The 12209-nt window shown below is 70.9% G+C and carries 14 protein-coding genes and 2 tRNA genes; 12 read left to right on the top strand and 4 right to left on the bottom strand.

Annotated elements, in window-relative coordinates:
• From EEJ42_RS39935 to EEJ42_RS39920, 4 genes are all read left to right on the top strand, one after another.
• Positions 1-428 (top strand): DUF3566 domain-containing protein (locus EEJ42_RS39935; protein WP_246097662.1); only part of this gene is annotated, 428 nt, incomplete at its 5' end.
• A gap of 71 nt (positions 429-499) precedes the next feature.
• Positions 500-573 (top strand) — tRNA-Ile (locus EEJ42_RS39930).
• 179 nt (positions 574-752) lie between these two features.
• Positions 753-887, top strand: a complete 135-nt coding sequence (locus EEJ42_RS52055; RefSeq protein WP_003958712.1) for a DLW-39 family protein — start codon at positions 753-755, stop codon at positions 885-887.
• A 142-nt stretch (positions 888-1029) separates the two neighbouring features.
• Entirely contained in the window at positions 1030-2454 is a 1425-nt protein-coding gene (locus tag EEJ42_RS39920) for a hypothetical protein (protein WP_246097661.1), read from the top strand.
• A gap of 77 nt (positions 2455-2531) precedes the next feature.
• Here the strand turns inward: EEJ42_RS39920 and EEJ42_RS39915 are convergent, their stop codons facing one another.
• Together EEJ42_RS39915 and EEJ42_RS39910 are read right to left on the bottom strand one after the other, a co-directional pair.
• Positions 2532-4148 (bottom strand): serine/threonine-protein kinase, encoded by a 1617-nt coding sequence (locus tag EEJ42_RS39915; protein ID WP_123107045.1) that lies wholly within the window; start codon positions 4146-4148, stop codon positions 2532-2534.
• A gap of 48 nt (positions 4149-4196) precedes the next feature.
• Positions 4197-4742 carry a helix-turn-helix domain-containing protein gene (locus tag EEJ42_RS39910; protein WP_009716470.1) on the bottom strand — a complete coding sequence of 182 codons (546 nt, stop codon included), beginning with the start codon at positions 4740-4742 and terminating at the stop codon, positions 4197-4199.
• A 118-nt stretch (positions 4743-4860) separates the two neighbouring features.
• Between EEJ42_RS39910 and EEJ42_RS39905 the strand changes: the two genes are divergently transcribed.
• Positions 4861-4933, top strand: a tRNA-Ala gene (locus EEJ42_RS39905).
• Positions 4934-5233: 300 nt separating this feature from the next.
• Positions 5234-6379 carry a response regulator gene (locus EEJ42_RS39900; protein ID WP_123107044.1) on the top strand — a complete coding sequence of 382 codons (1146 nt, stop codon included), beginning with the start codon at positions 5234-5236 and terminating at the stop codon, positions 6377-6379.
• A gap of 109 nt (positions 6380-6488) precedes the next feature.
• On the opposite strand, the gene EEJ42_RS39895 is transcribed toward EEJ42_RS39900, so the two are convergent.
• Positions 6489-7214 (bottom strand): DUF5324 family protein, encoded by a 726-nt coding sequence (locus EEJ42_RS39895; protein ID WP_123107043.1) that lies wholly within the window; start codon positions 7212-7214, stop codon positions 6489-6491.
• Positions 7215-7497: 283 nt separating this feature from the next.
• Here EEJ42_RS39895 and EEJ42_RS39890 point away from each other — a divergent pair, with 283 nt between their 5' ends.
• Both EEJ42_RS39890 and EEJ42_RS39885 read left to right on the top strand, forming a co-directional pair.
• A complete protein-coding gene (locus tag EEJ42_RS39890; RefSeq protein ID WP_123107042.1) occupies positions 7498-8031 on the top strand; it encodes a peptidylprolyl isomerase in 534 nt (177 codons plus the stop codon).
• A gap of 94 nt (positions 8032-8125) precedes the next feature.
• A complete protein-coding gene (locus tag EEJ42_RS39885) occupies positions 8126-9004 on the top strand; it encodes a rhomboid family intramembrane serine protease (RefSeq protein ID WP_123107041.1) in 879 nt (292 codons plus the stop codon).
• Positions 9005-9331: 327 nt separating this feature from the next.
• Here the strand turns inward: EEJ42_RS39885 and crgA are convergent, their stop codons facing one another.
• Positions 9332-9589, bottom strand: coding sequence for a cell division protein CrgA (gene crgA, locus EEJ42_RS39880; RefSeq protein ID WP_123107040.1), 258 nt, complete (start codon positions 9587-9589; stop codon positions 9332-9334).
• 145 nt (positions 9590-9734) lie between these two features.
• On the opposite strand from crgA, the gene EEJ42_RS39875 reads away from it, so the two are divergent.
• The 4 genes from EEJ42_RS39875 to EEJ42_RS39865 all read left to right on the top strand — a co-directional run bounded on the left by EEJ42_RS39875 (position 9735) and on the right by EEJ42_RS39865 (position 12118).
• Complete coding sequence (locus tag EEJ42_RS39875) at positions 9735-10505, top strand: DUF881 domain-containing protein (protein WP_123107039.1); 771 nt, start codon at positions 9735-9737, stop codon at positions 10503-10505.
• A 21-nt stretch (positions 10506-10526) separates the two neighbouring features.
• Positions 10527-11210 (top strand): class E sortase, encoded by a 684-nt coding sequence (locus EEJ42_RS39870; RefSeq protein WP_123107038.1) that lies wholly within the window; start codon positions 10527-10529, stop codon positions 11208-11210.
• Between the two features lie 84 nt (positions 11211-11294).
• Positions 11295-11471, top strand: coding sequence for a hypothetical protein (locus tag EEJ42_RS51450; protein WP_039938336.1), 177 nt, complete (start codon positions 11295-11297; stop codon positions 11469-11471).
• Positions 11468-12118 carry an aminodeoxychorismate/anthranilate synthase component II gene (locus EEJ42_RS39865; RefSeq protein ID WP_063734566.1) on the top strand — a complete coding sequence of 217 codons (651 nt, stop codon included), beginning with the start codon at positions 11468-11470 and terminating at the stop codon, positions 12116-12118. The genes EEJ42_RS51450 and EEJ42_RS39865 overlap by 4 nt, the downstream gene beginning before the upstream one ends.
• Positions 12119-12209: the final 91 nt, after the last annotated feature.

The raw sequence follows: 12209 nt of genomic DNA, 5'->3' as shown, positions 1-12209 counted from the left end.
CGCGCCGTCCGGGCCCCGGCACGGGCGGCGGTGCGCCCGCCGCGCGTCCGGCGCCGCGTACGCGCAAGGCGCGGCTGCGGGTCGCCAAGGTCGACCCGTGGTCGGTCATGAAGGTCAGCTTCCTGCTCGCGATCGCGCTCGGGATCTGCACGGTGGTCGCGGCGTCGGTGCTGTGGATGGTCATGGATGCCATGGGCGTCTTCAGCGCGGTGGGCGGGACCATCAGCGAGGCCACGGAGGGGCAGCAGGGCGGCGGCTTCGATCTGGAGTCGTTCCTGTCGCTTCCCCACGTCATGACGTTCACCTCGGTGATCGCCGTGATCAACGTGGTGCTGGCGACCGCGCTCGCCACGCTGGGCGCGTTCATCTACAACCTGTCGGCGGGCTTCGTGGGCGGCGTGGAGCTGACGCTCGCCGAGGACGAATAGCTGAGCGGGGACGGCCGCCGTTACCGATTTTGGGACTGGGCAGGTGGTGCGCTAATCTTTCGGTGCAGCGCGGGGCTATAGCTCAGACGGTTAGAGCGCTTCCCTGATAAGGAAGAGGCCACAGGTTCAAGTCCTGTTAGCCCCACCGGCGCGATCAGCCTGGACGGAGATCCTCCGTCCAGGCTGATTCATTTGGGTGCCCGGCGAGTTGATGACCGGATACCGCCCGAGCGATGCCGAGCATAGGTCACCGAACGGTATCGGTCGGTGTGTATCATCGGGCGCCAGAGGTCCCCTACGTCAAGAAAGAGACGAGGTAGCGCGGTGAAGAAGCTTCTCCTGGTCGCACTGGCCGCCATCGGCGGGCTCCTCGTGTACCGCCAGATCCAGGCGGATCGCGCCGAGCAGGATCTGTGGACGGAGGCGACCGACTCCGTGCCCGCAGGTTCGGGTGTGTGACCCCCACAGTCCCGTTACGAGGGCCCCGATCGCTGCAGCGGTCGGGGCCCTCGTCTTTACTCTCGCAAATAAATCGCTTGCATAAGCAAAAGTGACGTGCTGGTCGACCGGTATGCCGACCGGGACGACGAGGGGGGACGCGATGAAACACCGCAGCAGGGACAGGGCCGGTCTCACCGCGGTGGCGGCGCTGTGCGCCGTGGCGACGATGGCGGTGCAGATCCCGGTCGCGGCCGCCGACAGCCCCACGGGGGCCCGGGAGTACAAGGTCCAGGGCACCCCGGTGCACGGCGCCGGGAGCGGCGCGGACGCCCCGTCCCTGAGACCCGGCCGGACGTACGCGGACCGGCTGGGACCCGGCGAGAAGCGGTTCTACGGCGTCGACCTCGACGCGAAGTCCGCCGCCTACGTCTCGGCGGTCGCCGCGCCCCGGCCGGGCGCGGGCGTCGTCTCGTACCGCGACGGCGTCACGGTGACGCTGAAGAACTCCGCGGGCGGGATCTGCGACACCGTCCCCCGACGGATCGACACGAAGGGGGTCGCCTATCCCCTCGCCGACTACGTCACCCGCCAGACCGGCTCGGGCTCGGTGACGTCCTGCCGCGCGGCGGGCCGGTACCTGGTCACCGTGGAGCGCCAGGCGGGCTCCGCGGACCCCGACAGCTGGCCGCTGGAGCTGCGGCTGATGGTGGAGCCGCCGGTGAAGGGCGGCTCCACGGGGCAGGCTCCCGAGGGAAGTTGGCACGCCGAGCCGCCCCGGCCGCCGTCCGGCAGCGCCAGGCCGCGGCCGGGCGGCCGGGGCTTCTCCGACGCGCCGCTGGTGTCCACCGGGGTGTGGCAGGACGATTTCGAGCCGGGGGAGACGCACTTCTACCGGGTGCCGGTCGACTGGGGACAGCAGATATCCGCCATCGCCGAACTGCCCGCCGACGGGGCGGACAAGAGCACCTCGCTGCTCCAGCAGGCGATCGCCATGCGCGCCTACAACCCGGCGCGGGGGCTGGCGAAGCGGGGCACCGCCCTGGCGCAGGAGGGCGAGCGGCCGCAGACCGAGGTCAGCACCGCCCCGGCGGCGTACGGGAACCGGTACGCGAAGGCCGACTACTCGGTGCGCGCCATGAGCCTCACCGGCGGGTACTACCTGGCGGTCACGCTCAATCCCCCGAATGTGAAACCCCACTTGAGCGGCACGGTTCCGGTGACGTTGCGGCTGCGGGTCGCGGGCACGACGCATGACGGCCCGTCCTATGCCGGGAACGCGGTCAAGGCGGGCTTCGGGCTCACTGACACCGAGAAGCAGGAGGCCCGCAAGGCGGCCTCGCCGATCCAGCCCGACCCCATGGGCCGCCCGGCGGGCGAGCACCGCGCCACCCTCCGGACGGTGGCCTACACAAGCTTCGGGACGGGCTCGCTGCTGCTGATCGGGCTGGGCGTATGGATCCTGACCGCCCGGCGCCGCGCCGCGGACGGCCCGGGGGGTGGGCCGGGGGTTGGTCCGGGGGATTGGGCGGAAACGGCGGATCCGACGACCGGACAGCACCGGTACGGGCCGCCGCCCGCCTGGTAGTTCGGCTCGCTGGTTCAGCTCACCGGTCAGCCCGCTGGTTCAGGCCGCTGGTCAATCCGCTGCTTCAGCCTGCTGGTTCAGCCTGCGGCGACCAGTGCCCACGCCCCCACGGCGAAGCACAGCACCGCGACGATCAGGATCAAGACCGTCGTCTTCCGGGACGGCCCCCGCCGCCGCGCGGCGGGGGTGGGAACCCGGGGGCGCTGAGCGGTGTATGCACGGGTGAGGGGGTAGTCACGCGGCGCCGACAGGGGCGCGGCGGCCGGTACGGGCGTGGGAGCGGGGGCGGGCGTATGAAGGTGCGCGGGCTGGGGGGATGGGCCCGGCTGTCCGGGCTGTTGTGGGCCCTGTGGCTGGTGTGCGGGCGGCTGAGGCGGCTGCGGGAGCGGCGCCGCGGTCGACGGGGTCGGCGGCTGCTGCGGGGGCTGAGGGTGCGGTGTCGGCGGGTGCTGGAGCGGCGGTGTGTGCGGAGGCGGCGTGCCGGGAGGCGCCGGGGGAGGCGATATCTGCGCGGGCGGCGTTCGCGGCTGCGGCGTCCGGGGGTGCGCTGTCTGGGGGTGCGGCGTTCGCGGTTGCGGCGGCGGGAGGGTGAAGCTGCCGGTGTCCGACATCGAGGGCGGGGCGGGCTGCTCGGCCGCGGACGGCCGGGCGTCGGGCTCGGCGGTCGGCGCGGCGGCGGGCTCGGCAGCGAGTTCGGCGGCGAGTTCGGCGGCGGGTGCGGCGGGTTCCGTCGGCTTGGTGGCGGGCGGCGAGGGGCGCGGCACCGTTCCGTTGTCCTCGGGAGGGTCGGCCTTCGCATGACGGCGGCCAGGCCGGGCCGGACCGTGCGGGCCGAACCCGGTCGGCAGCGGTCCGAGATGGTCGAAGACCTCGATCACCTCGTCGTCGAGGTCGCCCTCGGGCAGCATCTCGACCGCCGACACGAGCGCCTTGCGCGCCCCCGTGGCGGAGCGGAACCGGTCATCCGGGTCCGGCTGAAGCAGCCCGGCTATCACCTGCCACAGCGGCTCGGGCACGCCTTCGGGCGCGTGCGGCACGCCGTGCTCGCCGAACAGCTTCACGATCGCTTCCCCGTCGGGCTTGTGCCCGCGGAGCAGGTAGAGCGTCACCAGACCGACCGCGAACAGGTCGGCGGGGAAGTCCGGTTCCTCGCCCATCATCTGTTCGGGCGCGAAGTAACCGGGCGTTCCCATCACGTAGTTGGCCTCGGTGAGGCGGGGCTCGCCTTTGGTGAGCGCGATGCCGAAGTCACCCAGCCGGACATGGGGCCGACCCGTTCCGGTGGCCTCCAGCAGGATGTTTGCGGGCTTGATGTCCCGGTGGACCACGCGCTCCTCATGGACCGCGGCCAGCCCGGAGAGCAACTGGTCCAGCAGGGTGCACACATAGCGGGGCGGCAGGGGGCCGTAGTCGCCGATGAGGTGTGCGAACGAGCCGCCTGCCACCAGGTCCATGGTGAACAGCACCTTGTCGTCGTCCGCCGCCCAGCTCGCCGGTGCCAGCACATGGGGGTGGTCGATCCGCAGGGCCTGTTCCCGTACGAAGCGCAGGAGCGTATGTGCGTCGCGTTGCTGAAGCACCTTCGCCGCGACGTAACGGCGGCGGCGATGGTCCCAGACCCGCCATACGGCGCCCACGCCTCCGCGCCCGATCGGGTCCACCAGTTCGTACCGGCCCGCGAAGATCTCACCCATCGCGCCGTGCCCGCCCCGTCATCGACTCGTCAGCAGTCCATCAGCCCGTCAGCTCTGGTGCGCCTCGTAGTGCGCGACCGCCTCGGCGGTCCGCCCGGCGCCGTACACACGGAGGAACTCTGCCAGCTCGGGGTGGGTGGGGGCGAGGGAATCCGCCGCATCGATGATGTCTCCGGCGGCGGCCACGGACCGCAGCAGCGACTGGATTTCGCGGACCACGCGCCGTACGGTCGGGGCGCCCGTGCTGGCGGCGGTCTGGGTGGAGTTGAGGACCGACCCGCCGGCGGTCTTCTTGATTTCCTCCATGCGCTCCGCGGCCTCGGCGGCGCTCACCCGGCCGTCCGCCGCCTGACTGGAGAGTTCCTGGAGCGCCTGCACTCGCTGGACCACCGCAGGATTGCCGATCTTGGCGCGCTGGCCGCTCATGAGCTGGGACAGCATGGGCGCGGAGAGCCCGAGGACGGCGGCCAGGCGCGCCTGGTTGAGGCCGAGATCGTCGATGAGACGGCGAAAGAGCGCCCCCAGCGGTTCCCCGTACCAACTGCGCTGAAGCTCTCGTGCGCGCGCGGTGGCATCCTGCTGTGTTGCGTCCATCTCGCTCTCCCCTTCGCTTCGCTGCCGCGAATCTTGCGTGGCATCCTACGGAGAGCGGTACCCGCGAGCGATACCCGGTCGGGAAAGGCCGCCGGTAGCGGGTATCCTGATCGGCGAAGGGGCCTTAGCTCAGTTGGTAGAGCGCCGTCTTTGCATGGCGGATGTCAGGAGTTCGACTCTCCTAGGCTCCACTCTATGAAAGGTCTCCTGACCTGCAAAAATGCAGGTCAGGAGACCTTTTTGCATGGTGCCGTCAGCGCCGGGGCGATGGAGCGGCTGGAATGTCCGGCGGCCCGGCGCGGGGCGGCGTGCGTCTCGCGTGCGTCGGTGACAGCGGATCGAGCGGATCGAGCGATCTGTCAGAGAAGTGGTGTTGCCGCTCCCGGCATTGGCCCGCGCAACACCTGCCCGATGCCTCACGCTGTCTCACAACTCGGGCAAGCTGCCCGGGAATCGTCTGATCGGCGCGAGTCGCCGCACAGGGGGACGTAATGGGTGAACTGCATCCACTGGGGGAGAATCTGCCCGAGGAGTGCCGGGCGTTCGCCGTGGAGCTGCGGAAGCTCTTCGACGGGCTGGGGGTCTCGGTGCGCCGGTACGCCGCACGCAGGTTCCGGGACCCCAGCACGATCTCGCGCTATCTGAGCGGTACGAGAGTCCCGCCGTGGGAGTTCGTGGTCGACCTGCTGGCGGATCTCGCGGAGTGCCGGGGTTCGGCGGCCACCCCGGCCGCCATCGAGGTGGTGCGGGAGCTGCACCGGGCCGCGGTGCGCACCAGCGGGTCCCCTGGGCACGCCCTGGAGATCCTTCAGATCCAGCTGGCCGACGCGGACCGGGAGGCGCGGCGTTCCAGCGTGCACGAGGACGCGCTGGGTGAGGCGCTGCTCGACCGCCGGCACCGGATCGCCGACCTCGAGGTGCGGCTGAGCCAGACCGAGGCGGCGTGGGCGGCGGAGCGGGCCCGCGCGGACGCCCTGGAGCGGACCTTCCCGGATCACCAGGAGCTGGTCAAGGAGCGGGACCGGCTGCGGCAGGAGGTGCACCGGCTCACCGAGGAGCTGGAGGAGGTGCGGCAGCTGGGGCGGCTGGCGGAGGACCGCTGCCAGATGCTGGAGCGGCAGCTGGCCATGGTGGAGTCCCAGCGGATGGCGGCGGTCCCGCGGCAGGACGAGGAGCCCGTCGTGCCCGCGGGCCCGGCCGTGCCCGAGCCGTGCGCCGGGCCGCGGCCCAAGATCCTGGTGGTCGACGACCAGCAGAACAACCTGCTGGCCATGGAGGCGGTGCTGGCCACCCTCGACCAGGAGCTGGTGACCGCGACCTCGGGGCAGGAGGCGCTGAAGGCGTTGCTGGACCACGACGACTTCGCGGTGATCCTGCTGGATGTGCAGATGCCCGAGATGGACGGCTACGAGACGGCCGCCCACATCAAGCGGCGCCCGCGCAACCGGGACGTGCCGATCATCTTCCTCACCGCGATGGGCGCCGATCCCGAGCACACCTCGCGCGGCTACGCGGCGGGGGCGGTGGACTACATGGCGAAGCCGATCGACCCCTGGGCGCTGCGGGCCAAGGTCTCCGTCTTCACCGAATACTTCCTGGAGCGGCGCCGCTACAGCGAGCGGGAGGCCAAGGAATGAAGCCGAGGAGTGAGGCCGAGGAGTGAACGGGCCGAGGGGCGGAAAGACCGCACGGTCCTCCGCCCCTCGGCCGGGTGCGACGAAGGGTGTCGGCGCTACGACGAGGGCGTCAGCGCTGCTCGTCGTCCTTCCCGGCCTCGGCCTCCGCCTGCTTGGCCTGCACCTCGGGGTCGAGGGTGCCCTGGTCGCTGCCGTCCACCGCGGCCAGCCGCTCGCGGTCGCCCACCTCGGTCGCCGCCGGGGGCTCGACCAGCCAGTCGGGGTTGGCCTGCCGGTCCCACCACTTCCAGGCGGCGAAGACGCCGGCGCCCACCAGGCCGATGAAGGTGGCCCGCTTGGCGACGCGTCCCATACGGGCCCGGCGGCGGCGCTTGCGGGCGAGCTTCTCGATGTCGGCCGCCGTCACATGGGTGCGCAGCGCCGCGACGGCGGCGCCCGCCCGCGTGACCGCCTCCTCGCGCACCGGACCGGCGGCCGCACGTGCTCCGGCCACCGCGTGCTCGACGCGCGGCCCGGTGTAGTCGGCGGCCTGCCGCGCGGCCTTGCGGGTCCGCTTGGCGGCCCGGGTGGCGGCCGCGTCCACCTTGGGCGGCAGGGTGCCGCGGGCCTGGTTGAGTCGGGGTGCGACATGCGCGTGGTACTGGCTGCCGGCGGCGCAGCGGGCCTGGTGCGCGGCGCTGGAGACCTTCGGTGCCAGCCGTACGCGGGCTTCGTGCGCGTAATGCGTGGCGGTGTCCTTGGCCGTGCCGGCGTAGGGCGCCACCGCCTCCGCGGCGTGCAGGACGCTGTCCTTCGCGGTGCCGGTCGCGGCTCGCACGCTGTCAATGCGGGTCACGGGATCCTCCTCCTCGGTGGCGTGGTGATGCTCCGGGGTGCAGAGTGCTGAGCTGCATGTGCGCAGTTTCGTGTTTCCATCCGAAGAAAGATCATGCCTGTTTGTGGAGATCATGCCCGTTCGCAGCCCACACGGCATGCGTGAACCGGCATCCGGGTCATAGGGGAGATTCTCCCGGAAAACGCGCGGAATGGCGCGCCGCGTGCACCTTCGGCGGCTACTCGTCGCACTCGGGTCCGTGCGAGGATCAGGGCAAGGAAGCGAAAACGATGGAAGGTAGATCGTGGCCGAGCAGCTGTACGCCACCCTCAAGACGAACAACGGCGACATCGTGGTCCGGCTGCTGCCGAACCACGCCCCCAAAACCGTGAAGAACTTCGTGGAGCTCGCCGAGGGCACCCGTGAGTGGACCCACCCGGCCACCGGCAAGAAGGCCGCGGAGAAGCTCTACGACGGCACCGTATTCCACCGCGTGATCAGCGGTTTCATGATCCAGGGCGGTGACCCGCTGGGCAACGGCACCGGCGGCCCCGGCTACGAGTTCGGTGACGAGTTCCACCCGGACCTGGCCTTCAACAAGCCGTACCTGCTGGCCATGGCGAACGCCGGTCCGGGCACCAACGGCTCGCAGTTCTTCCTCACGGTCGCCCCGACCACCTGGCTGACCGGCAAGCACACCATCTTCGGCGAGGTCGTCGACGAGGCCAGCAAGAAGGTCATCGACACCATCGCGGGTGCCGCGACCAACCCGCGCACCGACCGCCCGCTCCAGGACGTCGTGATCGAGTCCGTCGTCGTGGAGACCCGGGAAGGCTGAACCCCGCACGGGAACTCCGCGCCCCGCTTGTCCGTGTGAACAAGCGGGGCGGGGGAACGCGCGCACGTCTGCGGACAGGGGGCGAAGGGACACCATGGAGGACCAGGCGGTCTGCTGTTACCGGCACCCGCAGCGGGAGACCGGCATCAGCTGTACCCGCTGTGAGCGCCCGATCTGTCCGGAGTGCATGATCAGCGCCTCGGTCGGGTTCCACTGCCCGGAGTGCGTCCGCGGTGGTGCCTCCGCCCCCGGTGAGCCCCCGGGACCCCCGCGGCGCGCGTCCGAGCCGCGCACCATAGCCGGCGGCGCGTACACCGCCGATCCGCGGCTGGTCACCAAGATCCTGATCGGCCTCAACATCGCCGTATGGCTGGCGGTGCTGGGGACCGGCGACCGGCTGGTGGACGACTTCGACCTGGTGGGCCGGGCCTACAACCCGGGCACGGCCGACATCGTGGGCGTCGCCGAGGGGCAGTGGTACCGGCTGCTGACCGCGGCCTTCCTGCACCAGGAGCCCATGCACATCGCGTTCAACATGCTGTCCCTGTGGTGGATCGGCGCCCCGCTCGAGGCCGCGCTCGGCCGCGCCCGCTACCTCACGCTCTATCTGCTGTCGGGGCTCGGCGGCAGCGCCCTGTCGTATCTGCTCGCCGCGCAGAACCAGCCCTCGCTCGGGGCCTCCGGCGCGGTCTTCGGCCTGCTGGGCGCCACCGCCGTGCTGATGCGCCGGCTCAACTACGACATGCGCCCCGTCATCGCGCTGCTCGTGCTGAACCTCATCTTCACCTTCGGCTGGTCCGGGATCGCCTGGCAGGCGCACGTCGGCGGCCTGGTGGTCGGCACGGTGGTGGCGTACGCGATGGTGCACGCGCCGCGGGAGCGGCGCGCCCTGGTGCAGCGGGGCGCCTGCGCCGTGATGCTGCTCGCGATCGTCGCGACGGTGTGGGTCCGTACGCTCCAGCTCACCGGCTGAGCGCCGGCGCTCAGCTCCCCGGGCGGTCTCGGGCGTTCGGGGAGCTCTCGGAGCGCCTCGGGCCCCTCGGGCCGTCTCGAACGGGAGTGGGTTCGGTCAGTTGTCCACAGCACGTGGTGGATCTTGCGCACCCTGTGGAGAACATCTGTGCGTTTCCGTGCTGACCTGCGTTTTCGCAGGAAGAAGCCGGTGTGAGTGATCGAACGAGACCGTTCCATCAGTCACACCGGCGTCAATGCGGCAGAGGTTATCCACAGATCTTCTGAGTTTTCCCCGCCTGTGGATAACCCTGTGGACAGGCGCTGCGGACAGCCCCGCGGAGGGGGTCTACTTCCACTGGGTGGAAACGACGAACCCCGCGGCGATGAAGCCGAAGCCGACCACGATGTTCCAGTTGCCCAGGGACTTGACCGGCATGTCCCCCGTCGTCACGTAGAAGAGGACGATCCAGGCGAGGCCGATCAGGAACATCGCCAGCATCAGCGGGGCCACCCACCGGCGGCCGCTGGTCAGGTTGATGTTGGTTGCCTGCTTCGCCGGCGGCGGCGTGAAATCGTCCTTCTTGCGGATCCGTGACTTCGGCACGAGGAACTCTCCTGTCGATGCGCTGCGTGACCGCGCGGGGATGTGTACGGACGGCGCCGGGGCGGGACGGTGAAGGGGACCACTTCCCTCCCCCACACGTCAGTTAGCGTAGTCCTTCCGCGGCGTCGTAAGGAGTAAGGGTACGTTGAGCAATTCCGCTGACTCCCCCACCCCGGCGTCCCGCCGTCCCCGATTCCGACCCGTCCGGCTGCTGACCGGAGCCGTCTTCGCACTGGCCGGGATCATCTTCTGGACCAGCTTCAACACGGCCCAGGGCACCGACATCCGCAGCGATGAATCGATGCTGCGGCTGTCCGATCTCATCCAGGAGCGCAGCCGCAAGAACGGCGCCCTCGACGAGAGCGCCGCCAAGATGCGCTCCGACGTCGACGCCCTCGCCCGCCGCGACAACGGCAGCACCAAGGCCGAGCAGCGCAAGCTGGAGGCGCTGGAGAAGACCGCGGGCACCCGGGGGCTCAGCGGCCCCGGGCTCACCGTCACCCTCACCGACGCCCCGCCGAACGCCACCCCCAAGATCCCCGGCGTGCCCGACCCGCAGCCCAACGACCTCGTGATCCACCAGCAGGACCTCCAGGCCGTGGTCAACGCGCTGTGGCAGGGCGGTGCCAAGGGGATCAAGGTGATGGACCAGCGGCTGATCTCCACCAGCGCCGTGCGCTGCGTCGGCAACACCCTGATCCTCCAGGGCCGGGTCTACTCCCCGCCCTACAAGATCACCGCCGTGGGTGACCGGGACCGGCTGAGCACCGCGCTCACCGCCTCCCCCGCCATCCAGAACTACCGCTCCTACGTCGAGGCGTACGGCCTCGGCTGGAAAGTCGACCAGCACGACACGGTGACTCTTCCCGGCTACTCCGGCACAGTGGACCTGCACCAGGCACAGCCCGTCCCGTAGCCGTGCGCCGATGGGGGGCCGATGAGGATCCGGCTGGTCATCAGGACGCTCAGTGAGCTGTGCGTCACCGCCGGCACCCTGATCCTCCTCTTCGTCGTCTATCTCCTCTACTGGACCTCCGTCCGCGCCGACCAGGCCATGGACGGCGAGATCGACCACCTCCAGGACCGCTGGGCCGCCGGGCCGGTCGCCGTGGCCGACGCCGACCGGGCCGCGCCGCGGCCGCGCCCCTACGCGAGCGGCAGATCCTTCGCGATCATGTACATCCCGCGCTTCGGCGCCGACTGGGCCAAACCGGTCCTCCAGGGCACCTCCACCGCCACCCTGCGCAAGGGGCTCGGGCACTACGCGGGCACCGCCCGCCTCGGCGCCACCGGCAACTTCGCCGTCGCCGGGCACCGCCGCACCTACGGCGACCCCTTCAAGGACTTCCCCCGGCTGCGCCCCGGCGACGCGGTGGTGCTGTCCGACGGCACCACCTGGTACACGTACCGCATCACCGGGCGGCCCTACCGCACCCTGCCGACCGACGTGGGGGTGCTCGACCCGGTGCCGCGCGCCTCCGGCTTCCGCGGCCCCGGCCGCTATCTGACGCTCACGACCTGTGAGCCGGAGTGGGGGCACAGTCACCGGCTGATCGCCTGGGCGCACCTCGACGCGACCCAATCCGTTGCCCAAGGCAAGCCCAAGGCTTTGTACGGCTGACCCTCCGGGCCCACCCCCGGACCTTTACTCTGGTCCTGCACTCCGGTGCTGCAATCGACTTCGTCATCGGTGAGTAGGGACGGCATGTACGGCTGGATCTGGCGGCATCTGCCGGGTAACGCATGGGTGCGGGCGGCGATTTCGCTCGTGCTCGTGCTGGCGATCGTGTTCGTGCTCTTCCAGTACGTCTTCCCGTGGGCGGAGCCGCTGCTGCCGTTCAACGACGTGACGGTCGACCAGGGAATGGCGGGTCCCCGATGAGCGCGCGCGTCCTGGTCGTCGACAACTACGACAGCTTCGTCTTCAACCTCGTCCAGTACCTCTACCAGCTCGGCGCCGAGTGCGAGGTGGTGCGCAACGACGAGGTCTCCCTCGCGCACGCCCAGGACGGCTTCGACGGCGTGCTGCTCTCCCCCGGCCCCGGCACCCCCGAGAAGGCGGGTGTCTGCGTCGACATGGTGCGGCACTGCGCGGACACCGGGGTTCCGGTGTTCGGCGTCTGCCTGGGGATGCAGTCCATGGCCGTCGCCTACGGCGGCGTCGTCGGCCGCGCCCCGGAGCTGCTGCACGGCAAGACCTCGCTGGTGACCCACGAGGGCGCGGGCGTCTTCAGCGGGCTGCCGTCGCCCTTCACCGCCACCCGTTACCACTCCCTCGCGGTCGAACGGGGCACCGTTCCCGATGCGTTGGAGATCACCGCCTGGACGGAGACGGGCATCGCCATGGGGCTGCGCCACCGCGAACTGCGCGTCGAGGGTGTCCAGTTCCATCCCGAATCGGTCCTCACCGAATGGGGCCACCGCATGCTCGCCAACTGGCTGGTGGAGTGCGGCGACACGGACGCGATAGAGCGGTCGACGGGGCTCGCCCCGGTGGTCGGGGCGGTCGGCGGCAAGGCCGTCGAGTGACCGCACCGCGCCCGGGGCGCGAGGGCGCGGCCCAGGGCGCCCCGGAATCCGCCGCGGGCGCCGCACCGGCTCCCGAGCCGCCGCCCACCGG

Source organism: Streptomyces botrytidirepellens (assembly GCF_003721215.1).
GTDB classification, from domain to species: domain Bacteria; phylum Actinomycetota; class Actinomycetes; order Streptomycetales; family Streptomycetaceae; genus Streptomyces; species Streptomyces himastatinicus.
Note: the sequence above shows the minus strand (reverse complement) of the source record. Positions and strands in the feature narration are given on the sequence as shown.

Bases quoted from the DNA above. Each gene is read 5' to 3' on its own strand.
- EEJ42_RS39910 (WP_009716470.1), bottom strand. From the start codon at position 4,742: ATGGACGCAACACAGCAGGATGCCACCGCGCGCGCACGAGAGCTTCAG.
- EEJ42_RS51450 (WP_039938336.1), top strand. From the start codon at position 11,295: ATGTACGGCTGGATCTGGCGGCATCTGCCGGGTAACGCATGGGTGCGG.
- EEJ42_RS39865 (WP_063734566.1), top strand. From the start codon at position 11,468: ATGAGCGCGCGCGTCCTGGTCGTCGACAACTACGACAGCTTCGTCTTC.
- EEJ42_RS39920 (WP_246097661.1), top strand. From the start codon at position 1,030: ATGAAACACCGCAGCAGGGACAGGGCCGGTCTCACCGCGGTGGCGGCG.
- EEJ42_RS39915 (WP_123107045.1), bottom strand. From the start codon at position 4,148: ATGGGTGAGATCTTCGCGGGCCGGTACGAACTGGTGGACCCGATCGGG.
- EEJ42_RS39870 (WP_123107038.1), top strand. From the start codon at position 10,527: ATGAGGATCCGGCTGGTCATCAGGACGCTCAGTGAGCTGTGCGTCACC.
- EEJ42_RS39900 (WP_123107044.1), top strand. From the start codon at position 5,234: ATGGGTGAACTGCATCCACTGGGGGAGAATCTGCCCGAGGAGTGCCGG.
- EEJ42_RS39885 (WP_123107041.1), top strand. From the start codon at position 8,126: ATGGAGGACCAGGCGGTCTGCTGTTACCGGCACCCGCAGCGGGAGACC.